Source organism: Achromobacter sp. SIMBA_011, from assembly GCF_046535435.1.
GTDB lineage: Bacteria > Pseudomonadota > Gammaproteobacteria > Burkholderiales > Burkholderiaceae_B > Achromobacter > Achromobacter dolens.
This window is the reverse complement of record NZ_JAWRWN010000011.1, coordinates 111,713-135,330: the sequence shown is the minus strand read 5'-3', so window position 1 is coordinate 135,330 and position 23,618 is coordinate 111,713. Positions and strand designations below refer to the sequence as shown.

General features: G+C 69.2%; 23 protein-coding genes and 1 tRNA gene. 12 read left to right on the top strand and 12 right to left on the bottom strand.

Annotated features, from left to right (window positions below):
• Together SB816_RS27235 and SB816_RS27230 are read left to right on the top strand one after the other, a co-directional pair.
• Positions 1 to 96, top strand: a tRNA-Sec gene (locus SB816_RS27235).
• A gap of 195 nt (positions 97 to 291) precedes the next feature.
• Positions 292 to 1,326 (top strand): glycosyltransferase, encoded by a 1,035-nt coding sequence (locus SB816_RS27230; protein ID WP_144656679.1) that lies wholly within the window; start codon positions 292 to 294, stop codon positions 1,324 to 1,326.
• Positions 1,327 to 1,333: 7 nt separating this feature from the next.
• Here SB816_RS27230 and SB816_RS27225 read toward each other — a convergent pair whose 3' ends face one another.
• Together SB816_RS27225 and SB816_RS27220 are read right to left on the bottom strand one after the other, a co-directional pair.
• Positions 1,334 to 1,873 carry a TlpA disulfide reductase family protein gene (locus tag SB816_RS27225; protein WP_054503636.1) on the bottom strand — a complete coding sequence of 180 codons (540 nt, stop codon included), beginning with the start codon at positions 1,871 to 1,873 and terminating at the stop codon, positions 1,334 to 1,336.
• 12 nt (positions 1,874 to 1,885) lie between these two features.
• A complete protein-coding gene (locus tag SB816_RS27220; protein WP_054503635.1) occupies positions 1,886 to 2,983 on the bottom strand; it encodes a transglutaminase-like domain-containing protein in 1,098 nt (365 codons plus the stop codon).
• A gap of 141 nt (positions 2,984 to 3,124) precedes the next feature.
• Here SB816_RS27220 and selD point away from each other — a divergent pair, with 141 nt between their 5' ends.
• The gene (selD, locus tag SB816_RS27215) at positions 3,125 to 4,186 is read left to right on the top strand and encodes a selenide, water dikinase SelD (protein ID WP_410547794.1); all 1,062 of its coding nucleotides are present in this window, start codon (positions 3,125 to 3,127) and stop codon (positions 4,184 to 4,186) included.
• A gap of 67 nt (positions 4,187 to 4,253) precedes the next feature.
• On the opposite strand, the gene SB816_RS27210 is transcribed toward selD, so the two are convergent.
• Together SB816_RS27210 and SB816_RS27205 are read right to left on the bottom strand one after the other, a co-directional pair.
• Positions 4,254 to 6,326, bottom strand: coding sequence for an LTA synthase family protein (locus SB816_RS27210; protein ID WP_240317371.1), 2,073 nt, complete (start codon positions 6,324 to 6,326; stop codon positions 4,254 to 4,256).
• A gap of 240 nt (positions 6,327 to 6,566) precedes the next feature.
• Positions 6,567 to 7,493, bottom strand: a complete 927-nt coding sequence (locus SB816_RS27205; protein WP_116792723.1) for a LysR substrate-binding domain-containing protein — start codon at positions 7,491 to 7,493, stop codon at positions 6,567 to 6,569.
• Between the two features lie 144 nt (positions 7,494 to 7,637).
• Between SB816_RS27205 and SB816_RS27200 the strand changes: the two genes are divergently transcribed.
• From SB816_RS27200 to SB816_RS27190, 3 genes are all read left to right on the top strand, one after another.
• Positions 7,638 to 7,895, top strand: a complete 258-nt coding sequence (locus SB816_RS27200) for a DUF2917 domain-containing protein (protein ID WP_054503632.1) — start codon at positions 7,638 to 7,640, stop codon at positions 7,893 to 7,895.
• Entirely contained in the window at positions 7,892 to 8,536 is a 645-nt protein-coding gene (locus tag SB816_RS27195) for a 2-hydroxychromene-2-carboxylate isomerase (protein ID WP_054503631.1), read from the top strand. The genes SB816_RS27200 and SB816_RS27195 overlap by 4 nt, the downstream gene beginning before the upstream one ends.
• Before the next feature lie 115 nt (positions 8,537 to 8,651).
• Complete coding sequence (locus SB816_RS27190; RefSeq protein ID WP_410547793.1) at positions 8,652 to 8,780, top strand: hypothetical protein; 129 nt, start codon at positions 8,652 to 8,654, stop codon at positions 8,778 to 8,780.
• A 36-nt stretch (positions 8,781 to 8,816) separates the two neighbouring features.
• Here SB816_RS27190 and SB816_RS27185 read toward each other — a convergent pair whose 3' ends face one another.
• Both SB816_RS27185 and adh read right to left on the bottom strand, forming a co-directional pair.
• Positions 8,817 to 9,194, bottom strand: coding sequence for a DUF779 domain-containing protein (locus tag SB816_RS27185; protein ID WP_269874348.1), 378 nt, complete (start codon positions 9,192 to 9,194; stop codon positions 8,817 to 8,819).
• Positions 9,195 to 9,283: 89 nt separating this feature from the next.
• Entirely contained in the window at positions 9,284 to 10,813 is a 1,530-nt protein-coding gene (gene adh / locus SB816_RS27180) for an aldehyde dehydrogenase (protein WP_054503629.1), read from the bottom strand.
• A gap of 226 nt (positions 10,814 to 11,039) precedes the next feature.
• Between adh and SB816_RS27175 the strand changes: the two genes are divergently transcribed.
• Positions 11,040 to 12,923 (top strand): sigma-54-dependent Fis family transcriptional regulator, encoded by a 1,884-nt coding sequence (locus tag SB816_RS27175; protein ID WP_410547792.1) that lies wholly within the window; start codon positions 11,040 to 11,042, stop codon positions 12,921 to 12,923.
• 119 nt (positions 12,924 to 13,042) lie between these two features.
• Here SB816_RS27175 and trpC read toward each other — a convergent pair whose 3' ends face one another.
• The 6 genes from trpC to rpe form a co-directional block, all read right to left on the bottom strand.
• The gene (trpC, locus tag SB816_RS27170) at positions 13,043 to 13,831 is read right to left on the bottom strand and encodes an indole-3-glycerol phosphate synthase TrpC (RefSeq protein WP_410547791.1); all 789 of its coding nucleotides are present in this window, start codon (positions 13,829 to 13,831) and stop codon (positions 13,043 to 13,045) included.
• Complete coding sequence (gene trpD, locus SB816_RS27165) at positions 13,828 to 14,859, bottom strand: anthranilate phosphoribosyltransferase (RefSeq protein WP_049070803.1); 1,032 nt, start codon at positions 14,857 to 14,859, stop codon at positions 13,828 to 13,830. Before trpD ends, trpC begins: the two co-directional genes overlap by 4 nt.
• Before the next feature lie 12 nt (positions 14,860 to 14,871).
• Complete coding sequence (locus tag SB816_RS27160) at positions 14,872 to 15,438, bottom strand: aminodeoxychorismate/anthranilate synthase component II (protein ID WP_049077392.1); 567 nt, start codon at positions 15,436 to 15,438, stop codon at positions 14,872 to 14,874.
• A gap of 58 nt (positions 15,439 to 15,496) precedes the next feature.
• Positions 15,497 to 17,017, bottom strand: a complete 1,521-nt coding sequence (gene trpE, locus SB816_RS27155) for an anthranilate synthase component I (protein ID WP_395757298.1) — start codon at positions 17,015 to 17,017, stop codon at positions 15,497 to 15,499.
• Between the two features lie 276 nt (positions 17,018 to 17,293).
• Complete coding sequence (locus tag SB816_RS27150) at positions 17,294 to 18,001, bottom strand: phosphoglycolate phosphatase (RefSeq protein WP_026385137.1); 708 nt, start codon at positions 17,999 to 18,001, stop codon at positions 17,294 to 17,296.
• An 11-nt stretch (positions 18,002 to 18,012) separates the two neighbouring features.
• Positions 18,013 to 18,732, bottom strand: a complete 720-nt coding sequence (gene rpe, locus SB816_RS27145) for a ribulose-phosphate 3-epimerase (protein WP_049070804.1) — start codon at positions 18,730 to 18,732, stop codon at positions 18,013 to 18,015.
• A 45-nt stretch (positions 18,733 to 18,777) separates the two neighbouring features.
• Here rpe and apaG point away from each other — a divergent pair, with 45 nt between their 5' ends.
• The 5 genes from apaG to SB816_RS27120 all read left to right on the top strand — a co-directional run bounded on the left by apaG (position 18,778) and on the right by SB816_RS27120 (position 23,616).
• Positions 18,778 to 19,152 carry a Co2+/Mg2+ efflux protein ApaG gene (apaG, locus tag SB816_RS27140; protein WP_054503625.1) on the top strand — a complete coding sequence of 125 codons (375 nt, stop codon included), beginning with the start codon at positions 18,778 to 18,780 and terminating at the stop codon, positions 19,150 to 19,152.
• A 39-nt stretch (positions 19,153 to 19,191) separates the two neighbouring features.
• Positions 19,192 to 20,493, top strand: coding sequence for a murein transglycosylase A (locus tag SB816_RS27135; RefSeq protein WP_054503624.1), 1,302 nt, complete (start codon positions 19,192 to 19,194; stop codon positions 20,491 to 20,493).
• On the top strand, positions 20,490 to 21,659 hold the full coding sequence (locus SB816_RS27130) for a UbiH/UbiF family hydroxylase (RefSeq protein WP_054503623.1): 1,170 nt from the start codon (positions 20,490 to 20,492) through the stop codon (positions 21,657 to 21,659). The genes SB816_RS27135 and SB816_RS27130 overlap by 4 nt, the downstream gene beginning before the upstream one ends.
• 133 nt (positions 21,660 to 21,792) lie before the next feature.
• Positions 21,793 to 22,596, top strand: a complete 804-nt coding sequence (locus SB816_RS27125; protein WP_410547790.1) for a DsbC family protein — start codon at positions 21,793 to 21,795, stop codon at positions 22,594 to 22,596.
• Positions 22,597 to 22,659: 63 nt separating this feature from the next.
• Positions 22,660 to 23,616: a D-2-hydroxyacid dehydrogenase family protein gene (locus tag SB816_RS27120; RefSeq protein ID WP_054503622.1), complete on the top strand. Its 957-nt coding sequence runs from the start codon at positions 22,660 to 22,662 to the stop codon at positions 23,614 to 23,616.
• The last annotated feature ends 2 nt before the right edge of the window (positions 23,617 to 23,618 follow it).

Here is a 23,618-nt window from a genome sequence, read left to right as displayed (position 1 = left end):
GGAAGGCATCCGTGTCCGGTGGCACGGCCGGGCTTCAAACCCGGTTGGGGGCGTCAGACGTTCCCAGGTAGGTTCGACTCCTGCTGCCTTCCGCCATTCTTTTCCGCGATGGTCGTCCGGCCAGAAACAGGCGGACCGGTCTTGTATTGATGAGTCTGGTCCCTCTGGCCTCGTGATACGGCGTAGTGTACCGATCCACCCGCGCCTGTTGGACGATGGATCGAATATCGAAGACCAATGGCAAGACCCGGTTCAGGGCGCGAGGATTCACGCGCCTACGCATCACCGGATATGAACCACGTCGACCCCATTGCGCCACAGATCAGCCTGATCGTCCCCGTCTACAACTGCGAGCGGTATCTTGCCCACCAACTGGATGCGCTGTTGGGCGATGCCGCGATGGACGTGGAGGTGATCGCGGTCGATGATGGTTCCGCCGATGGCGGCATGGCGATCCTGCAGGCCTATGCCGCCAAGGATGCGCGCCTGCGCATCATCAGGCAGGCCCATCTCGGGCAGGGCGCCGCAAGGAATGCGGGCTTGCAGGCGGCGCGTGGCACCTGGATCGCGTTCGCCGACGCCGACGACGTACTGCCCGTGGCGGGGCTCGCGGCGTGGCACGAACAGGCCGTCTCACAGGAGCTGGACGTGTTGGTCGGTAACGCATATCGGTTCACGGACGCGCCGCCTCCCGCGCCCCGGCCCGCGGTCCTGACACGGCAACCGGTGGGCCGGACGATGGCCGGCACGGACTGGATCGTCCACTGCGTAGGCGTCGGCGAATGGCCGCACTACGTCTGCCTGCAACTCATCAGGCGTGACCTCATCCGCCGGCACGGGCTGGCGTTCGATCCCACGATATTCCACGAAGACATTCTCTGGACCGTTGACCTCGCCCTCGCGGCCAGGCGGATCGGCTTCGCGCCCGAGCCCGTGTACGGCTATCGCCGCAACCCCGATTCGACCACGCTCTCGCCGTCGCCCCAGGTCCGCCAGTGGCGCGGCGTCAGCTACATCCATATCATCGGCACGCTGCTTGTCCGGTCCTTGCGGCGAGAACTCGACCGCGGCACCCGGATTTCGATTGTCCGCCATGCGCAGCATGAACTGCTGTGCTTCGTGGATCTGCTTCGCAAGGGCGTGGACAGTCCCCAGATGCGCGCCCACCTCGCGCGGGCCATGCTCGATCTTCGCGCCTGGCCGCGCCTGGTTCGCCACGCGCGTGGTTTCACCGATCTGCGGCGCCTGCTCAAGGCGTATTGGCGCCTGCGACGGATGGCCCGGGCCGCAGGCCCCGTCGCCGCGGACGTGGCCGCCAGCCGGTAGCCCGGCCCTACGCGCGCAACATCCGGGTGACGACGCCGCTGACGTTCTCCGCCTTCCAGTCCAGGGCGCCCAGGTGCCAGTGGCGGATGCTGCCGCCGCGGTCGACCAGGTAGTTGGCGGGCAGGCCGATGGCGTCCCATTTCTTGGAAACGGTGCTGTTGCGGTCGTGCAGCACCGCGCCGGCGACGGGCCATTTGGCCAGGAAGGTGGTGATCTTGCCGAGGGCCTCGCCGACGTTGACGGCGACCAGGCGCAGGCCTTCCTCGCGGTGGCGCCTGGCCATGGCCGACATCAGGGGGATTTCGTCGCGGCACGGGTCGCACCATGTCGCCCAGAAGCTGACGATAACGACATTGCCGCGCCAGTTGCCGAGTTTCTGTTCGCGGCCGGCGAGGTCGGGCAGCACCAGGGGCGGGGTGGCGGCGGTCCAGGGCGCCCAGTCGGGACCGGTGGCGAGCTTCAGGGCGCTGTCGCTGGCGGCGCCCGCCCAGGCGGGCAGGGCCGCCAGCGACAGGGCGGATTGCAGCAGTTGGCGGCGACTGAGCATGGCGTGACCTGCTCAGGCGGACAGGGGTCGCGCGGTCAGGGTGTAGCGGAAGCGGTCGGGGTCGAGGCTGTCCAGCCGGCCGTCGACGGTTTCGCCGTTGGGATACATCAGGAACGGCACCGGGCCGTGGGCGGAGCCCGGCAGGGCGACGTCGTGGCCGTGGTTGTAGGCGACCCAGTTCATTTCCCAGGCGCCGAACAGCATGACGCGGGCGCTGCGCACGCGCGGGTCGGTGGCGGGCAGGTCGCCAGGCGGCTCTTCCAGCATGACCTTGCGCACGTCGGCCGGGTCGACCGGAATCCAGCCATAGCCGTCGGCGTAGAACTCGGCGCGGCAGTGCTGCGCGCGGGTGACGTCGCCGGCCTTGCCCAGGCTCCTGAAGCCGAGCTGCGAGTCGGCCACGCGCAGGCCGTAGGCATCGCGGGCGGGAATGCCCGCGGCGCGCGCCAGGGCGACGAACAACGCGTTGATGTCGGCGCATTTGCCGTTCAGATCGTTGGCGGTGAGCATGTAGCGCACGTCGCCGGTGCCGCAGCCGCGGGTGGAGGCGGTGCGGCAGGTGTTGTCGACCACCCAGTCATAGATCGCGCGGGCTCGCGCCAGCGCGCCCTGGTGGCCGCGAGTGATGCGGTCCGCAGTGGCCTTGACGATGCCGTCCGTGGGCAGCAGCGCAGTGGGCTGAATGAATTCGCGCAGGGTGGCGACGCTTTCGCGCGGGGCCCCTGACGGCGGCCGGGTCAGGTCGATGCGGCGGTTGCGGGTCTGGAAGCGGCTGGTCACCGTGACTTCCCGTGGCGCCTGGGCGTCGGGCCATTGCACCGCCAGCATGCGCACGTCGTAGCCTGGCGCCTGCGCCAGTTGCGCGCTGCCGCCGCCGCTGACCAGCCAGGCGCTTTGCGCGCCGCGCTGGTAGGACGTGTCGGTGGCGTAGGGCAGGGGGATCCAGAGGCGCGGATGGGCGCCGGGGTCCAGCACCTGGATGTGGGTGGTCAGTTCGAAGCTGCGCCAGTCGGCGCTGACGGGCGTCTGTTCGGCGCGCGCGGCCAGGGGCAAGGCCGCCTGGGCGGCGCACAGGGCGCCTGAGAAACGGAGGAAGAGTCGGCGATCCATATAGCCCTCACGCACGGTGAAGTTTGGCTGTCGGTGCGCCCGGTGGCGGGCGGCCGTCCGTTGCTGCCTGCTGCCGGATCATCATAGGGCCATTCGGGGGCGCGATGCTATCCTTTTCCCATCACTTACGGAGAGACTGACATGACCCAGGATGCAGCGTCCGCGGCGGTGCCGCGCTTGACTTCGCTCTCGCACGGCGGCGGCTGCGGTTGCAAGATCGCGCCCGGCGTGCTGTCGCAATTGCTGGCCCGTTTCGGGCCGGCCGCCAGCTATCCCAACCTGCTGGTGGGCACCGAGACGGCCGACGATGCGGCGGTCTACCGCCTCAACGACGAGCAGGCCCTGATCGCGACCACCGACTTCTTCATGCCGATCGTCGACGATCCCTACGATTTCGGCCGCATCGCGGCCACCAACGCGCTGTCCGACGTGTATGCGATGGGCGGCACGCCGATCATGGCGCTGGCGATCGTCGGCATGCCCATCAACGTGCTGCCGCACGACGTCATCGCCGACATCCTGCGCGGCGGGGAGTCGGTTTGCAAGGACGCCGGCATTCCGGTGGCCGGCGGCCACAGTATCGATTCGGTCGAGCCGATCTACGGCCTGGCGGCCATGGGGCTGGTGCATCCGGGCCGCATCAAGCGCAACGCCGACGCGCGCGCCGGCGACGTGCTGGTGCTGGGCAAGGGCCTGGGCGTGGGCATCCTGTCGGCGGCGCTCAAGAAAAACCGGCTGGACGCGGATGGCTACCGCGTAATGATCGAGATGACCACGCGCCTGAACCGACCAGGCGCGGCGCTCGCGGCGCTGGACGGCGTGCACGCCATCACCGACGTCACCGGCTTCGGCCTGCTTGGCCACGCGCTGGAAATGGCGCGCGGCGCGGGGCTGACCGCGGCCCTGCGGCGCGAGGCCCTGCCGTGGCTGCCGGGCGTGCAGGCTTTGGCCGCCGACGGCGTGATCACCGGCGCCTCCGGACGCAACTGGGCCTCGTACGGCGAATCGGTACGGCTGGGGGCGGGCGTGACCGACGTCGAACGGGCATTGCTGACCGATCCGCAGACCTCCGGGGGCCTGCTGGTGGCGTGCGCGCCGCAAGCGGCGCAAGCGGTGCTGGACCTGTTCCGCGAGCAGGGCTTCGCCGACGCCGCGGTAATCGGCGAGATGACGGCGGGAGACGCGCTGGTGCGCGTGGACTAGCGGGTCTTGCGGCAACGCTGCCCGGCTTGCCGGCGGCCGGATTGCGATCGGCGCGCGGCGACGCGGCTCAAGGCCGCTCCGGGCGCGATGGCAGTTGGTGCTGCACCTGGTAGTTGATCTGCCATTGCAGCAGCGGGCCGTAGGCGTCGAGCCGGGCCAGTTCGGCGGCCTGCTCCGGCGTGGCGTCGCGCTCGTCCGCCAGCGCCAGGCCGGTGCCGTCCGCCCACGGCCGGATGCGGCCGGGACGGTCGCGCTGGTAAGCGCCCTCGCGCGTGATCAGCAGGCGCGGATTGTTGAAGCCGAAGCACCACTGCGGGTCTGGCCGCGCGGCCAGCAGGTCGCAGCCGCTGCGGAAATAGGGCGTGTCCGGCAGGCTCAGGTGATAGAGCGTCGGCAGGATGTCCTTGTGGCTGCCGGGACGCGACGGGTCATAGGTCGATTGCCCCCGATAGGCGGGTGGGACATACAGGTAGAACGGCACCGCGTGTGCCAGCACGGCGTCGCTGTCGAGCGCATAGTCGACGCCCAGGATGTTGTGGTCGCCGGTGACGGCGACAATGGTGCGGGCACCGCTCGGCGAGGCCTTCAGACCGGTCAGGAAGCGGCCCAATTGATCATTCGCGTAGCGCAACGTGTCGAAGGCTTCGTCCAGGCCGGTCCAGTTGGCGTAGTAGGGCAGCCGTTCGATCTCGCCCAGGTCGAGGCCGCCGCGTTGGCCGCCCTCGGGCACCAGGAAGGGCGGATGGTGGGTGGTGGACAGGGCCATGATGAGCAGGCGCTCGCCGTCGCGGTCGGCCCGCGCCAGTCGTTCGCCGATATAGCGGAACATGTATTCGTCCGGCACGCCCCAGACGCCGGGCTGCGCTTCGGGGTAGTGCTGCCGCAACCCCAACTGGTCGACGAACTCCTGCGCGCCCAGATGGCTGGCGAAGCGGCCCAGGTTGCGCCAGGTGGCCGTGCCCGAGGTGACGAACACCACGCGGTAGCCACGCGCCAGGAACGGCGCGAAGGCGTTGCTGGCGAAGGTGGCGCTGGCCGCCGACGACTGGCTCGTGGCAGGTATCGGGCTGCGCACCAGCAGGCGGCTGAGGCTGTCGATGGTGCCGTTGCCCTCTGACAGGAAGCGGTCGAAGCGCCAGTCCTCGCGCCAGTGCGGCCGCAGCGCGCCCAGCAGGTCGCGGCCGGGGCGGTCGTACATGTTCATGTGGTGGCCCATGCTTTCCATGACCTGCAGCACGATGTGCGGCGGCCGTTCGCGCGCCCGCGGGTTGGCGCCGGTCGTGGCCATGAAGGGCCTCAGGCCGTGGTCCGGCCGACCCAGGAAGCGCAGGTAGAGCCGCGCGCCCTCCTCGTCGGTGACGTTCGTGAAGCGCTTGTCGTTGTCGCGCTCGGACAGCGCCCAGAAAAAAGCCGAAATGCCGTTGGGCGCGATGTCGTTGAGCAGCCGCAGCGAGGAAATGCCCGTGTCGTCCTTGTTGAGCGGGAAGGTGCCGAGCGAGCCGCGGCAGGCCAGCACGGTCACGCCCAGGATCAGCAGCATCCGCAAGGCGCTGGGCGCCAGCGGCCGCCGCGCCAGGCGCGCGCGCAGCACCCGGGCGCGCCAGCGGCACGCCAGCCAACTGGTCGCGGCCAGCACCGCCGCCAGCAGCGCCAGCGTGCGCAGCACCGGATAGCCGTGCCACAACGTCGCCACGATGGCGCGGGTGTCGTCATCGATCAGGCCGAACACGAAGATGTCGATCGAGCGCGAGAAGGTGGCGAAGTAGCACACGCTCACCACCGTGCTGGCGGCGAACAGCGTCGCCATCACGGCGCCCAGGTAGGGCAGGCAACGCAGCCACAGCGCCTGCGCCGCCGGCCGCGCGGCCAGCAGCAGGGCGGCCAGCAGCGGCGCGGAGAACGCGATGGCCGCGACCTTGATGTCGAACAGCAGGCCGATCGCCAGGGTGCGGTTGATGTCCTGCGGCAAAGCGGCGTAGGCGCCCGGCGGCGCATAGGTCGCCAGCAGGTAGACGCGGCCGGCGCCTTGCGCCAGCACCGAGACCAGCCACGGCGCCAGCAGGATCAGGAAGGAACGCTGGAAGTTGATGAACCAGGCTTGCCAGGCGTCCGCGGAACGGAAGCGCTTCATCTGCGTCATGAAAGAAATGCGGGGCGTTGCCGCGAAACGGCGGCAACAGGCCGCGCCCGCCGTCGGGACGGTGGGTACGGGGTTCATTCGCAGGGGAGCTCGGAGCCGTGCGGGGATGCAGGCCGCAATCTACAGGAGGGGCAACGCGAATCTATGAAGGTTTGTATAGAACTTGTAGCGGGCTGCCCAGACCATCGGCCGGTGCGTTGGTCTGAAAAGGCCGGCATGTCCGCGGGCGAACCGCATTTGTCAGTCTTGTTCAGGGGTCAACAGGCGCGCGGTGGCCGCGGCCTGCTGCATCAGCCAGCGCGTCACGATCTCGGCGTCGGGGGTGCTGCGGCGCGCATTGCGCACCAACCAGTAGGCGTGTTCGGTGGCATCGGCGGGCTGGCCGCCGATCGTGGCCAGACGCCGGTCCGCCAGCATCGGCGCGATCAGCGCCAGCCGCCCCAGCGCGATGCCATGGCCGGCCAGCGCCGCATGCACGATCTGGTCGTACTGGTTGAAGCGCAGCATGCCCTTTGGCCGCACGCGGCCCAGGCCGCGCGCGTTGAGCCATTCCGACCATTGCAGCCAGGGGCGGGTGGGGTCGTCGAATTCCAGCAGCACGTGCCGCTGCAGCTCGCGCGCGTCCAGGGCGCGGGCCTTGAGCGAAGGATGCGCCACCGGCACCACCGACTCGCCGAACAGCCAGACGGCGCCGTCCGGCACCGTGTCGCGCAGGCTGTAGCGAATGGCGATGTCGACGCTCTCGCGATCGATGTCGATGACGCGGTTGTCGGCCGCGACGCGCACGTCGATATTGGGATAGGCGGCCTGGAAGTCGCCCAGCCGCGGCAGCAGCCAGAGCGAGGCCACGCCGATGGTGGTGGTGACGGTGACCGGGGTGCGGCGCTCCGGCGCGCGCAACTGCTCGGTCAGGTCGCCGAGCTGGCTCAGCCATCCGTCCGCCATGCGGAACAACTGTGCGCCCTCGGACGTGAACGAGACGCTGCGAAAGCCCCGCAACAGCAGCGGCACGCCCAGGTGCGCTTCCAGCGCGCGGATCTGCCGGCTGACGGCCGATTGCGTCACGTGCAGGTCCTGTGCCGCCAGCGTGATGCTCATGCGCCGGCCCACGGCGACGAAGCCTCGCACCAGATCAAGCGGGGGAAGTTTGGCTAGCGGGTATGACATGCGTAAAACTCATGCGTAGGCGGCGGAAATGTCGCTTGTGCAATATAACGCCTGCGGCGTCCAATATGACTCAGACGACGGGCGAAGCGGCAACACGCCAACCGCGCCCGGCACGCTGGACGCCGTTGCGGCGGAGGATGCGCCATGATCCGGTTATGTTGCACTGCGGGAATGTCATTTCATTTGACCCGGGGTTCGACTATGCTGCTCAAGCGTGCCTCGGGCCTGCGTATCGAGTGTCATGCCGGCACGGTCTGGTTGTCCGAATACCGTTGCCCGGACGACAGCGTGCTGCGGGCCGGCGAGTCCATCACGGTGGACAGCGATCGAGACGTCGTCCTCAGCGGCCTGCCGGATGCGCGGGTCGCCCTGGTTTCCCAGCCGTTGGAGCTTGTGCCATGAATGCGCCCCTGTCCACCACGCCCCGCCTCGAGATGTGGTTCGATTTCGCCAGCCCCTACAGCTATCTGGCGATCGAGCGCATCGCCGGCCTGGCGGCGCAGGCGGACGTGCGCGTCGACCTGCGACCGTTCCTGTTGGGTCCGATCTTCCAGGCCCAGGGTTGGAATGACACGCCGTTCCGCCTGTTTCCCGGCAAGGGCGCCTACATGATGCGCGATATCGCGCGTCTGGCCGAAAAGTACGGCGTGCCCTACAACCGGCCGCGCCTGTTCCCGCGCATGAGCGTGCTGCCGGCGCGCATCGCGCTGCTGGGCGAGGACCAACCCTGGGGCCGTGATTTCTGCCTGGCGGTGTTCCGCGCCAATTTCCAGCGCGACGAGGACATCCAGGCCGAGGACGTGGTGCACGCGTTGCTGACCGAGCTGTCGCTGGACGCCGACGGGCTGATCGCGCGCGCCAAGTCGGAAGCCGCCAAGGAAGCGCTGCGCCGCCGGGTCGATGAGGCTCGTCACCTGGGCCTGTTCGGAGCGCCGACGTTCCTGGTGGATGGCGAAATGTTCTGGGGCAACGACCGCCTCGAGGACGCGCTCGAATGGACCCGCCGCGCGCCCGTCAGCGCCTGGGCCCCCGCGGCCGGCTGAGGCCGCCAGGTCCGCTTTTCCTCCTGGCCGCGGCCACGCGGCAATCTTGCAGAATTTCTCCGCCAACGCTTTTCCCACAATGAAAAACAGCAGCAGTCCGCTACGTGGCGCACCCATGCCGGGTGGCCGTTCGTTCACGCAATTCCGCGCCGCGCGCATCCGCCGCGTGTCGTTCCAGTGGCAACAGCAGGTGACCTGTGGCGCCGAGCTGGCACGCAAGGGCGGCGGACCGCGGCGTTCCTGACGCGCCATGCCCGCCGGGCGGCTCCGCAGGCCGGTTTCAGCCGCGCGTGACCGGGGCCACGTGGGCCCACTCGTCGTCGGAGTACAGCCGCGACCGCAGCAGGAAGCGTTGTCCTTCGGCGCTGTCGAGCGAAAACGCGCCGCCGCGTCCAGGCACGGCGTCGATGATGAGCTGGGTGTGCTCCCAGTAGGCGAACTGGTCCTCGCCCATGTAGAACGGGCAGCCTTCCAGTTCGCCCAGCAGCACGTCCGAGCCGCCGACGAGGAATTCGCCCTGCGCGTAGCACATGGGCGAACTGCCGTCGCAGCAGCCGCCCGACTGGTGGAACATCAGCGGGCCGTGCTTGGCGCGCAAGGTTTCGATCAGTGCGCGCGCCGCGTCGGTGCCGACCACGCGCGGAGTGGGTCCTGGCATGATGCAACTCCCGCGACGCCGCGCCGACGCGGCGCGGGACGACCTGGCATGGGTCGATCCGCGACGCACCGGCGGGCATCGCCCGTGGGTCAGAAGAAACCCAGTTTCTTGGGCGAGTAGCTCACCAGCAGGTTCTTGGTCTGCTGGTAGTGGTTGAGCATCATCTTGTGGTTCTCGCGGCCGATCCCGGACTGCTTGTAGCCGCCGAACGCGGCGTGCGCCGGATAGGCGTGGTAGCAGTTGGTCCAGACCCGCCCGGCCTTGATGGCGCGGCCCATGCGATAGCACGTGTTGGCGTCGCGCGACCAGACCCCCGCGCCCAGGCCGTAGAGCGTGTCGTTGGCCAGCGCCAGCGCGTCGTCGGCGTCCTTGAACGTGGTCACCGCCACCACCGGCCCGAAGATCTCTTCCTGGAACACGCGCATCTTGTTGTGCCCCTTGAAGACGGTGGGCTGCACGTAGTAGCCGCCTTCGAGCGCGCCCGGCAACTGGGCGCGCGCGCCGCCGGCCAGCACCGCCGCGCCCTCCTGCTTGCCGATGTCCAGGTACGACAGGATCTTCTCCAACTGCTCGGTGGAGGCCTGCGCGCCCAGCATGGTGTCGGCGTCCAGCGGGTTGCCCTGCTTGATCTCGGCAACGCGCTTGAGCGCGCGCTCCATGAACCTGTCGTAGAGCGATTCCTGGATCAGCGCGCGGCTGGGGCAGGTGCAGACCTCGCCCTGGTTCAGCGCGAACATGACGAAGCCCTCGACCGCCTTGTCGAGGAAGTCGTCGTCCTGCGCCGCCACGTCGGCAAAGAAGATGTTGGGCGACTTGCCGCCCAGCTCCAGCGTCACGGGGATGATGTTCTGCGACGCGTACTGCATGATCAGGCGGCCCGTGGTGGTCTCGCCGGTGAAGGCGATCTTGGCGATGCGCTTGCTGGAGGCCAGCGGCTTGCCCGCTTCCAGGCCGAAGCCGGTGACCACGTTGACCACGCCCGGGGGCAGCAGGTCGCCGATCAGTTCCATCAGCAGCAGGATGCCCAGCGGCGTCTGCTCGGCCGGCTTGAGCACCACGCAGTTGCCCGCCGCAAGCGCCGGCGCCAGCTTCCACGCGGCCATAAGGATGGGGAAGTTCCACGGGATGATCTGGCCGACCACGCCCAGCGGCTCGTTGAAGTGGTAGGCGACGGTGTCGTGGTCGATCTCGGACAGCCCGCCTTCCTGGCTGCGGATGCATGAGGCGAAGTAGCGGAAGTGGTCGATCGCCAGCGGGATATCGGCGGCGCGGGCCTCGCGGATCGGCTTGCCGTTGTCCCAGGTCTCGGCGGTGGCCAGGCGTTCCAGGTTGGCCTCCATCACGTCGGCGATACGCATCAGGATCTGCGCGCGCTCGGCGGCCGGGGTCGCACCCCATTTGGGCGCGGCGCGATGCGCCGCATCCAGCGCCAGCTCGATGTCGCGCTCTTTCGAGCGGGCGTTGCGGCTCAGCACCTGGCCGGTGACCGGCGTGACGTTGTCGAAGTACTCGCCGTCAGCGGGCTTCTGCCATTTGCCGTCGATGAAGTTGTCGTACTGCGTCCTGAGGTCCAGGCGCGTGCCATAGGATTCGGGGGTGACGCGGGTCGCGATGTCCATGCTTGTCTCCGTATAGTCGGTGTAACGGCAGTCGGGTGCCTGCTTCGTATCAAGCAAACCGCGTGCCATGTCCGGGGACGCGGCTGGACAAGCGCGCATGCCGCGTGCGAAAGTAGATTGCCACGCGCCGGCAGGGGCGTGGGCGGCGTTTCGCCGCTACCGTGTGTCGCGTTTCGCGACACTGTCGCGGAACAGGTGTCGCAGAACACCGTCCAAGGAGACATGCATGGCCACTCAATCCGGTCGGCACCCGCTGACGCAAGCGCGCCAGCTGTTCAACCAGCAGGGCGTGGTGCCCGGCGGCCTGGTCGCCGAACCCATCCTGCGATCCTGGCGCCGCTGCGCCGACCTGGGTTTCGACATGCGCGGCAAGCGCCGCGCCGAGCCCATGACCGCCGCCGAATTGCGCGAGGCACGCCAGCGCAACGAGGCCTTGCGGCGGCTGTCCGAACCCGCCATGTCGCTGCTGCGCCGCGAAGGCGGCAGCGACGGCCTGGTGATCCTGTCGGACGCCCAGGGCCTGGTGCTGGACAGCGACGGCGACATCGATTTCGCGCAACGCGCCTCGCGCGTCGCGCTGATGCCCGGGGCGGCCTGGGACGAGGCCGCCGCGGGCACCAACGCCATCGGCACCGCGCTGGTGGAAGGCCGTTCACTGGTGGTGCACGGCGCCGAACACTATTTCGAACCCAACCGCATCCTGACCTGCGCCGCGGTGCCGATCACCGACAGCGAAGGGCGCATGCTGGGCGTGCTGGATCTTTCCAGTCCCGCGCGCGAGGTGCGCCCCGACGTGCTGGCGCTGGTGCGGGCCGCCGTCGACCTGATCGAGCACCGGCTGTTCGACAGCGCGCACGAACCCTGCGCGGTGCTGCGCCTGCATGCCGACCGTTCCGCGCTGGGCACGCCGGGCGAGGCCCTGCTGGCCTTCGAGGGCGACCTGCTGGTGGGCGCCAACCGCCGCGCCATGCAGGTGCTGGGCCTGGCGTCCACGGCGCTGGGCGTCTATCGCTACGCGGACCTGTTCGAGGGCGTCATGGAACAGGCGCCCGACGCGGCCGGGCGGGTGCAGGCGCGCGGCGGCGCGGTCTACCACGCGCGCCTGCGCCTGCCCCGGTCGCGGCCGCCGGTCGCCCCGCAACCGGCGCTGCGCCTGCCGGCCACGCCCGCGCTGCCGGCGCCCCTGGCCCAGCGCGATGCCGCCAGCTTCGACGCGGCCACGCTGGGCGCGCTGGCGCGCGCGGTGCATCTGTCGGACGCGGGCGTATCGATCCTGCTGCAGGGCGAGACCGGCGCGGGCAAGGAGGTCTTCGCGCGCCAGTTGCATGCGCGCAGCCGGCGCGCGGCCGGCCCGTTCGTGGCGGTCAATTGCGCCGCGCTGCCCGAAAGCCTGATCGAGTCGGAGCTGTTCGGCTATGAAGACGGCGCGTTCACCGGCGCGCGCCGCCAGGGCAGCAAGGGCCTGCTGCGGCAGGCACACGGGGGCGTGCTGTTCCTGGACGAGATCGGCGACATGCCGCTGGCGCTGCAGGCGCGCCTGTTGCGCGTGCTGCAGTCGCGGGAGGTGTCGCCGCTGGGCGCGGCGCGGCCGGTGGCGGTCGACTTCGCGCTGGTGTGCGCGACCCATCGCGCGCTGGCGCACGATGGCCCGGACGCGCCGGTGCGCCCCGACCTGTACTTCCGGATCGCCGAATACACCGTGACGCTCGCGCCGCTGCGCGCCCGCCCCGACCTGCGCGAATTACTGCGCACGCTGTGGGCCGCGCAGGGCAGCGGGCCGGCGCTGCCGGGGGGCATCGAGGACGCGCTGGCGCAATACGCCTGGCCCGGCAACTATCGCCAGATGGCGGCGGTGCTGCGCACGCTGCACGTGCTGGCGGGCGCGTCCGGCAGGGTCGATGAAGAAATGCTGCCGGCGGACATCCGCGGCATGCCGGCGGCGCAGGCGGCCGCGGGCGCGGCCAGCCTGCAGGCCATGGCCGACGACGCGATCCGCGCGGCGCTGGCCGCGCACGCCGGCAACGTCAGCGCCGCGGCGCGCGCGCTGGGCGTGCACCGCAGCACCTTGTACCGACGCGCGGCGGCGCTGGGGCTGGCACGGCCAGGTTGAACGACGCTGCGTGAACGCGCATGCAAGAGCACGCATGCATCAACACGCAGGCATGAACATGCAAGGACGCCCTGGCGGGCCGCGCCCCGTATCGCGCGTGGCGCGGGACCGGCGGCGGCTCAGCCGACCACGCGCGCCAGCTCGGCGCCCGGGTCCGCGGCGCGCATGAAGGCCTCGCCCACCAGGAAGGCGTCGACCTTGTGCGCGCGCATCAGCTTCACGTCTTCCGGCTTGAGGATGCCGCTTTCCGTCACCACGCGCTTGCCGGCGGGAATGCGCGGCAGCAGATCCAGCGTGTTTTGCAGGCTGGTCTCGAAGGTGCGCAGGTTGCGGTTGTTGACACCCAGCAGCGGCGTCTTCAGCGTCAGCGCGATGTCCAGTTCCTGGGCGTCGTGCACTTCCACCAGCACGTCCATGCCCAGTTCCATGGCCAGCGTTTCCATCTCGCGCAGTTGCGTGGGCGTGAGCGCGGCGACGATCAGCAGCACGCAGTCGGCGCCCATCGCGCGCGCGGCGATGATCTGGTAGGGATCGATCACGAAGTCCTTGCGCAGCACCGGCAGCGAGCAGGCCGCGCGCGCCTGGCGCAGGTGGTCGTGCGAGCCCTGGAAGAACTGCACGTCGGTCAGCACCGACAGGCAGGCGGCGCCGTGCACGGCATAGGAGGCCGCGATTTCAGCCGGCTGAAAGGTGTCGCGCAGCACGCCCTTGGAGGGCGAGGCCTTCTTGATTTCGGCGATGACGCCGGCCTTGCCCTGCGAGATCTTGTCTTCGATGGCCTGGGCGAAGCCGCGCACGTCCTGGCGCGCCTGCGCTTCGCGCAGGACTTCGGCTTCGCTGCGCATCTGGCGGGCGGCGGCGACTTCCTCGACCTTGACGGCGAGGATCTTCGCGAGAATATCGTTCATTTCTGGAATTTCCGGGTATATGCGCAGAAATCTTCCAGCTTGGCTCGCGCCGCGCCGGTGGAAATCAGTTCAAATGCTAGCGCTAACGCTGCGGGAATGGAATCGGCTTTATTGCCTGCGTAAATGGCGAGACCCGCATTCAGCGCGACGATGTCGCGGGCGGTGCCCTCGACATTGTCCAGCGCCTCTATGACAAGCTCGCGCGATTGCTCGCGATTGGACACCTTGATGCTGCGGTTGGACATCATGGATAGCCCGTAGTCCTCGGGGTGGATCTCGTACTCGCTGACCTTGCCGTCCTTGAGTTCGCCCACCATGGTGGCGCCGCCCAGCGAGGCCTCGTCCATGCCGTCCTTGCCATGCACCACCAGCACGTGGCGCGAGCCCAGTCGTTCCAGCACGCGCACCTGGATGCCGACCAGGTCGGGGTGGAACACGCCCATCAACTGGTTGGCGGCGCCGGCCGGGTTGGTCAGCGGGCCGAGGATGTTGAAGATGGTGCGCACCGCCAGTTCCTTGCGCACCGCGGCCACGTTCTTCATGGCGCCGTGATGGGCGGGCGCGAACATGAAGCCGATGCCGGTGGCCTGGATGCACTCGGCCACCTGCTCGGGCGTCAGCACCAGGTTGGCGCCCAGCGCTTCCAGCACGTCGGCGCTGCCGCTCGACGAGGACGCGCTACGGTTGCCGTGCTTGGCGATCGGCACGCCGGCCGCCGCCGCCACGAACATGGCGGTGGTGGAGATGTTGAAGGTGTGGCTGCCGTCGCCGCCGGTGCCGCACATGTCGAGCAGGTCTTCGGGGTTGGGCGTGACCACCGGCGTGGCGAACTCGCGCATGACCTGTGCGGCCGCGGTGATTTCACCCACCGTTTCCTTTTTCACGCGCAGGCCCATCAGCAGGGCGCTTGCGATCTGCGGCGACATCTCGCCGCGCATCAGCATGCGCATCAGATGCAGCATTTCGTCGTGGAAAATTTCGCGGTGTTCGATACAGCGCGTCAGCGCTTCGGAGGGGGAGATCGTCACGGTGCGTCCTTCTTAGGCGAGGTTCAGGAAATTGCGCAGCAGGGCGTGGCCGTGTTCGCTGAGCACGGATTCGGGGTGGAACTGTACTCCGTACAGGGGCAGCGTCTTGTGGCGCACGCCCATGATGTCGCCGTCCGGCGCCGTGGCGGTCACGGCCAGGCACTCGGGCAGCGTCGCCGGGTCGATGGTCAGCGAGTTGTAGCGGATGACAGTGTACGGCGTCGGCAGGTCGGTGAAGATGTCCGTCCCGGTATGCGAGATGCGCACGGTCTTGCCGTGCATGATCTGCTGGGCGCGGACGATGTTGCCGCCGTAGGCGGCGCCGATGGCCTGGTGGCCCAGGCATACGCCCAGGATCGGCTTTTTGCCGGCGAAGGCCTGGATGACGGGCACCGAGATGCCGGCCTCGGCCGGCGAGCACGGGCCGGGCGACACGCAGATGCGGTCGGGGTTGAGCGCGGCGATCTCTTCCAGGGTGATCTGGTCGTTGCGCGCCACGCGCACGTCCTCGCCCAGTTCACCGAAGTACTGGACCAGGTTGTAGGTAAACGAGTCGTAGTTGTCGATCATCAGCAGCATTTTTTTCTCCAGGCGGGCCGATTCGCGGCCCGGGGCGGTCATTGGGGCGGCGGGCGTCTCAGATGGGCTCGTCCAGGCCGTGCTGGACCTGCTCGGCGGCGCGCAGCACGGCGCGGGCCTTGGCCTCGGTCTCGGCCCATTCGGCTTCGGGGTTGGAGTCGGCGACGATGCCGGCGGCGGCCTGCACGTACAGCGTGCCGTCCTTGATGACGCCGGTGCGGATGGCGATGGCCACGTCCATTTCGCCGCCGTAGCTGAGGTAGCCGGCCGCGCCGCCGTAGATGCCGCGGCGCACGGGCTCGAGCTCGTCGATGATCTTCATGGCCTCGACCTTGGGCGCGCCGGTCAGGGTGCCGGCAGGGAACGAGGCGCGCAGCACGTCCATGCTGCTCATGCCCGGGTTCAGGTTGCCGGTGACGTTGGACACCAGGTGCATCACGTGCGAATAGCGCTCGATCACCATGGTGTCGCTGACCTTGACCGAACCCACCTCGGCGACGCGGCCGACGTCGTTGCGGGCCAGGTCGATCAGCATCACGTGCTCGGCCACTTCCTTGGGGTCGGCCTTGAGCTCGGCGGCCAGGGCGGCGTCTTCCTCGGGCGTGGCGCCGCGCTTGCGGGTGCCGGCCAGCGGGCGGATGGTGACCTGCGACTTGGGCGCGCCGTTCACCACCACGCGCTCCTGGCGCACCAGGATTTCGGGCGAGGCGCCCACCACCTGGAAATCACCGAAGTTCCAGAAGTACATGTAGGGGGAGGGATTGAGCGACCGCAGGGCGCGGTACAGCGAGAGGGGGGAGTCGCGGAACGGCTTGGCGATGACCTGGCCGATCTGCACCTGCATCAGGTCGCCGGCGGCGATGTGTTCCTTGGCGCGGTGCACGGCCGCCAGGTAGTCTTCCTTCTTGAAGTCGCGCCGCTCCTCGGTCTGCATGCTGGCGTGGCTGTAGGGAATTTCCACCGGGCGTCGCAGGCGCGCGCGCAGGTCGTGCAGGCGCTGCTGGGCGCGGCTGTAGCTTTCGGGCTGGCCCGGGTCGGCGTAGACCATCAGGTAGATGCGGCCGGCCAGGTTGTCGACGATGACCAGTTCGTCCACGTGCATCAGCATCAGGTCGGGCGTGCCGCCTTCCATGCCGGCCGGGAACGGCTTCACGGCGGGACCCAGGCACGGTTCGATGTGGCGCACGGTGTCGTAGCCGAAGTAGCCGGCCAGGCCGCCGCAGAAGCGCGGCATGCCGGGGCGCAGGGCCACCTTGAAGCGGGCCTGGTACTGCTCGATGAAGGCCAGCGGGTCGCCGTCATGGGTTTCCACGACCTTGCCGTCGTGCAGCACTTCGGTGCGGGTGCCGCTGGCGCGGATCACCGTGCGGGCCGGCAGGCCGATGAACGAGTAGCGGCCGAAGCGCTCGCCGCCCACCACCGACTCCATCAGGCAGGTCATGCGGCCGGCCTGCGGGCCGGCATGGGCCAGCTTCAGGTAGATGCCCAGCGGGGTGTCCAGGTCGGCGTAGGTCTCGGCCACCAGCGGGATGCGGTTGTAGCCTTGGGCGGCGAGGGCTTTGAATTCGATTTCGGTCATGGCGGGTCTCGTGGGCGATGGGTATCTGCTTGGGACCGGGCGCACAACAAAAAGCCCGGTCCAGGTTACTGGTTCCGGGCTTGGCTCTGTGTTCTACACAGTATCGGCGCTGGGAGGCGGGGACGCGTCCAGGGCCGGGAAGGGAATCATCGCCACCCGGAAGACAAACGCCACCAGCGCCACGAGGCGCCGAGCATTTGGTTCTGGATGGAAACGTTCATCAGGAGGATATCGGTTCGATAGTCAGGTATGCCGTCAAGGGCGCGGACCCCGGCTTCAGGCCTGGGCTTTCGCGGCGTTCTGGTTCTGATTCCAGAGCTCCACCCACTGGGCGGCGTTGACGAGCGTGTCCACTATACCATCGACATCGAGCTCGCGCACGTCACGGCCTTCGTTGTAACCATACGGCACCACCAGCACCTGGGTGCCGGCGCTGCGGCCGGCCTGGGCGTCGTTGATGGAATCGCCGATGGTGACGGCCTCGGCCACCGTCACGCCCAGCAGCTCGCAGGCGTGCAGCACCTGGTCGGGGTCGGGCTTGCGGCGGGCGCAGGTGTCGCCGCACACCACCGCGTCGAAGAACCCGGCCAGGCCGGTGCGTTGCAGCAGCGGCAGGGTGAATTCGGTGGGCTTGTTGGTGACCACGGCCAGTTTCAGGCCCTGGTCGCGCATGTGCTTGAGCCCTTCCATGACGCCCGGGTAGACCTGGGCGCGTTCGCCGTTGACCAGGTGATAGTGGCGGTAGAAGGCCTCGCGCGCCCGGGCGAAGTCCTCGGGCGAGGGGTCGGCGGCGTCCAGGCTGCCGGCCAGGCTGCGGCGCACCAGATTGTCCACCCCCTTGCCGACGAAGGTGGCCACGACATCCTCGCGCAGCGCGATCATGCCGAGTTCCACGCGCATGGCGTTGGCCGCGAAGGCCAGGTCGGGGATGGAGTCGAGCAGGGTGCCGTCCAGGTCCAGCAGCGCGGCGCGGAAGGGAGTCATGGCGGGGTTCCTCAGACGGCGGTGGTTTCGCCGATGGCGATCTGCTCGCGCATGGACTTGATGATGCCGGGGTAGTCGGGCTTGCCGAAGATGGCCGAGCCGGCCACGAAGGTGTCGGCGCCGGCGCGGCGGATTTCGGCGATGTTGTCGATCTTCACGCCGCCGTCCACCTGCAGCACGATTTCGTGGCCGCCAGCCTGGGTCCAGGCGTCGATGCGGGCGCGGGCCTCGCGCAGCTTGGTCAGCGCGCCGGGGATGAAGCTCTGGCCGCCGAAGCCGGGGTTGACCGACATGATCAGCACCAGGTCGACCTTGTCCATGACGTGGTCCAGGTACGACAGGGGCGTGGCGGGGTTGAACACCAGGCCGGCCTTACAGCCGTTCTCGCGGATCAGCGACAGGGTGCGGTCGACGTGGCGGCTGGCTTCCGGGTGGAAGCTGATGTAGTTGGCGCCGGCCTTGGCGAACATCGGCACCAGGGCGTCCACCGGCTCGACCATGAGGTGCACGTCGATCGGCACGGAAACATGGGGACGGATCGCCGCGCAGACCATCGGGCCGATGGTCAGGTTGGGCACGTAGTGATTGTCCATCACATCGAAATGGATCCAGTCGGCGCCGGCGGCGACCACGTCACGCACTTCCTCGCCCAGGCGGGCGAAGTCGGCGGACAGGATGCTGGGGGTGATGCGGGTGGTGGTAGACATGGTGTTCGGGGTGGGTGAAGGCATAATGTGCCATTATTGCAGCTTGCTCGTGCCACACAGGAAAGGACTGTGAAACCCTACGACCTGAGCGTCTCTGTCACTCCGCGCTTCGTGCCTGAACAGTCCGATCCCGGCGAGCAGCAATTCGTGTTCGCCTATACCGTGCGCATCACCAACACCGGGGAACATCCGGCCCAGGTGATCAGCCGCCACTGGATTATCACCGATGGCAACCAGCGCGTGCAGGAAGTGCGCGGGCTGGGCGTCGTGGGCCAGCAGCCCCTGCTGGCGCCCGGCGAGACCTTCGAGTACACCAGCGGCTGTCCCCTGCCCACGCCGGTCGGGACGATGCGCGGCACCTACCATTGCGTCGGCGAGAACGGCATTCCGTTCGAAGTGCCGATATCCGAATTCGTCCTGGCCATGCCGCGCACGCTGCACTGACGGGGCGCGGTCATACGTTGTACGGTTTTCCATCTGCTCATGAAGCGCATTCTTAGCCTGTCCGTGCTGTCGGTCCTGCTGGCGGCATGTACCACCCCTTCCGAGATTCCGCCCGAATCCGGCGAACCCGGCGCGTCCGGCGCCCGCCCGGCCTCCGTCGACGGCCCGCTGGTGGTGCCGGCGCTGTCGTCCCTTCCCGATACGCCGCCGCGCGCCCTGGCCGGCAAGTACAAGGCCGGCACCTGGGCCGAGATGCCGGGCTGGACCAATGACGATCTGGCACAGATCTGGCCCCTGTTTCTGCGCAATTGCAAGGGGCTGATGCGCCCGACCAGCGGCAACCTGGCCGCGCCGGCGCGCGCCACACCGCGCGCCTGGCAGCCGGTGTGCGCCGCGGCGGCTGATCCTTCGCGGGCGCCGGCCGCCAACGACCCCGAGGGCGTGCGCCGCTTCCTGCAGACCTACCTGCAACCCTGGCGCCTGAACGCGGCCGACGGCAAGCCGGCCACCAACACCGTCACCGGCTATTACGAGCCGCTGGTGCGCGGTTCGCGCCGCCAGGGCGGCAACTACCAATGGCCCCTGTACGCGGTGCCGGCCGACCTGCTGACCATCGACCTGGGGTCGGTCTATCCGGAACTGGCCGGCAAGCGCGTGCGCGGCAAGCTCGACGGCAAGCGCGTGGTGCCCTATGACACCCGCGCGGCCATCGAGTCGACCGGCCGCCGCCCGCCGGTGGTGGTGTGGGTCGACGACCCGGTCGACAACTTCTTCCTGCAGGTGCAGGGCTCGGGCCGCGTGCTGCTGACCGACGGCCCCGACAGCGGCAAGACCATCCGCGTGGCCTACGCCGACCATAACGGCCAGCCCTACGTGTCCATCGGCCGCTGGCTGGCGGACCGCGGCGAGCTGTCGGCCGACCAGGCCTCGATGCAGAACATCCGCGCGTGGGCGCAGCGCAATCCCAAGCGCGTGCCCGAGATGCTCAACGCCAACCCGGCGGTGGTGTTCTTCCGCGAAGAGCCGGTGATCGACCCCGAACTCGGCCCCAAGGGCGCCTATGGCGTCAACCTGGCGCCGAAACGCGCGATCGCGGTGGACGCCGGCTTCGTGCCGCTGGGCACGCCGGTGTTCCTGGCCACCACCTTCCCGGCCTCCGACCGGCCGTTGCAGCGCCTGGTGTTCGCGCAGGACACCGGCACCGCCATCCGCGGCGCGGCGCGCGCCGACTTCTACTGGGGCTACGGCGACGAGGCCGGCCAGCAGGCCGGGCGCATGAAGCAGCGCGGCCAGATGTGGCTGCTGTGGCCGAAACAGGCCGGGGAGCCGAGCGCAAGATGACACACCAGATCGTGGTTTGCGGGGCCGGCATCGTCGGCCTGTCCTCGGCCCTGGCGCTGGCCCGCCGCGGCCAGCGCGTGGCCCTGCTGGCGCCGCGCATGAGCGTGCCGCCGGCCGATCCCAACCATTACCACGCGCGCGTCTACGCCATTTCGCCCGCCAGCCAGCGTTTCCTGGCCGAGCTGGGCGTGTGGGACGCGCTGCCGTCGGCCCGCCTGACGCCGGTGCAGGCCATGGAGATCCATGGCGACGCCGATGGCCTGGTACACCTGAACGCCTGGCAGGCGGCCCTGCCGCAACTGGCCTGGATCGTCGAGTCCGGCGAGATCGAGCGGGTGCTGATCCAGGCCGTGCGCATGTTCGGCATCCCCTGGCTGGAAGACCGCTGCACCGGCTACCAGGCTGGCACGGTGGAAACCGAGAGCGGCGCCCGCATCCAGGCCGAATTGTTCGTCGGCGCCGATGGCGCCGCTTCGCCGCTGCGCACCGCCGCCGGCCTCAAGCACGAGGCCGTGTCCTACCACGACACCGGGCTGGTGGTGAACCTGGACGCCGAGCGCGCCCACCAGGGCACCGCCTTCCAGTGGTTCCGCGACGACGGCGTGCTGGCGCTGCTGCCGCTGCCGGACACGGCCGACGGCCCGCAGGTGTCGATGGTCTGGTCGATGCGCGACGCGCAGGCCCGGGAATTGCTGGCGCTGCCGGCCGAGGAGCAGGCCGCGCGGCTCGAATCGATGCTGGAACACGCGGCGCAGGGCCGCCTGGGCCGCCTGAAGGTGCGCAGCACGCTGCACGGTTTCCCGCTGACGCTGGAGCGCGCCCAGATGGTGGCGCCCGGCATCGCGCTGGCCGGCGACGCGGCGCATCGCCTGCACCCGCTGGCCGGGCAGGGCCTGAACCTGGGCCTGGGCGACGTCGAGGCGCTGGCCCGCACCGTGGCCGGACGCGAACCCTACCGCCAGGCCGGCGACCTGCGCGTGCTGCACCGTTACCAGCGCGCCCGCGCCGAGCCGGTGCTGGCGTTGCGGCTGGCCACCGACGGCTTGCACAAGCTGTTCGGCTCGCGCGCCACGCCGCTGGTGTGGCTGCGCAATGCCGGCATGCACTGGGTCGAGCGCGCGCCGCTGGTCAAGCGGCGCCTGATCGCCGGCGCATCGACGAATTAGGGACCGGTCCCCGGGGGGCGGAACCCGCCCGCGGCGGGCGTGTCTGATTCCCTGAAGGCCGGCCCGGGCCGGGCGCCGGATCGGTTACGCTTTCGGCCATCGAAGGCGAGACGTCACAAATACAGGAGTCCCCATGAATTTCCGTTTTCCCGCCGTGCTGGCGGCCTGCTTCATGGCCGCCGGGCTGGGCCTGTCGGCCGGCGCCCAGGCGCAGGCCAGCGGCGACAAGTCCGTCTCCACCAATTCGGTCGGCAAGGCGGACAAGGGCGGCAAGAGCTATTCCACCACCCAGGTGGCGCCGGCGGACCCCGTGGCGGACGCGGTCAAGGAACGTTTCAAGCAGCGCTTCACCGGCATGGACGTGACCGCCGTGCGCCGCACGCCCTACGGCCTGTTCGAGGTGCAGTTGGGCATGGATCTGCTGTACACCGATGAAAAGGTGACCTGGGTCATGGAAGGGCCGTTGATCGACGCCATGACGCGCCGCGACGTCACCCGCGAGGCGCAGGAAAAGCTCGGCTCCATCCCGTTCGACCAATTGCCGCTGGACCTGGCCATCAAGCAGGTCAAGGGCGACGGCTCGCGCAAGGTCGCCATTTTCGAAGACCCCAACTGCGGCTACTGCAAGCAGTTGCGCAAGACGCTCGAGGACGTCGACAACCTCACCGTCTATACCTTCCTGTACCCGATCCTGTCGCCGGACTCGAACACCAAGGTGCGCGATGTCTGGTGCGCGCCGGACCCGGGCAAGGCCTGGGACGACTGGATGCTGCGCGGCCAGAAGCCGGCCACCGCCAATTGCAGCGTGCCCGAGGACAAGCTGCTGGCGCTGGGCAAGCAACTGATGGTGCGCGGCACCCCCACCTTGTTCTTCGCCGACGGCACGCGCATCAGCGGCGCGCTGCCGCTGGACCAGCTCAAGGCACGACTGAACTGACCGGCGCGGGTCGCGTCGGCCGGGCGGCTGGCGCGGCGAGCGCCACGCCACCCGGAGACAGACTTGAAAATCGCAATACTCGACGATTACCACGACGTTGCCAAACGCTACGCGGACTGGGGTTCCCTGGGCGGCGACGCCGAAGTGCGGATCTTCAACAACTTCATCCCCGACGAGCAGGTCGAGGCCACGCTCGAACCCTTCGACGTGATCGTGGCCATGCGCGAGCGCACGCCGTTCCCGGCCGACCGCATCCGCGCGCTGCCCAACCTGCGCCTGCTGGTCACCACCGGCATGCGCAACAACGCCATCGACATGCCGGCCTGCGCCGCGCAGGGCATCGTGGTCAGTGGCGCGCCTGGCAGCGCCGACGCCAACACCGCCACCGCCGAACTGGCGTGGGCCCACATCCTGGGCCTGTTCAAGCACCTGCCCGCCGAAGACGCCGCCATGCGCCGCGGCATGTGGCAGACCGGCATGCCCGAGCCGCTGGCCGGCAAGCGCCTGGGCGTGCTGGGACTGGGCAAGTTGGGCGCGGCGGTGGCCAAGGTGGGCCTTGCGTTCGGCATGGACGTGGTGGCCTGGAGCCCCAACCTGACCGACGAGCGCGCCGCCGAGGCGGGCGTCACGCGGGTGGACAAGCACGAACTGTTCGCCACCTCCGACGTGGTCAGCCTGCACCTGATCCTGTCCGACCGCAGCCGCCACATCGTCGACGCCGCGGCGCTGGCCGCGATGAAGCCGACGGCCTACCTGGTGAACACCTCGCGCGCCGGGCTGGTGGACCAGGAAGCCCTGATGGACGCGCTGGTGAAGTTCCGCATCGCCGGCGCCGGCCTGGACGTGTATCCGGAAGAGCCGCTATCGCCCACCGACAGCGTGCGCGACCTGGACAACGTCATCCTGACGCCGCACCTGGGCTACGTCAGCCGCGAGAACTTCGAGGCCTTCTACCGCAATGCGCTGGAGGCCGTGAAGGCCTGGCGCGCCGGCCAGCCGGTGAGGGTGCTGAACGCCTGAGC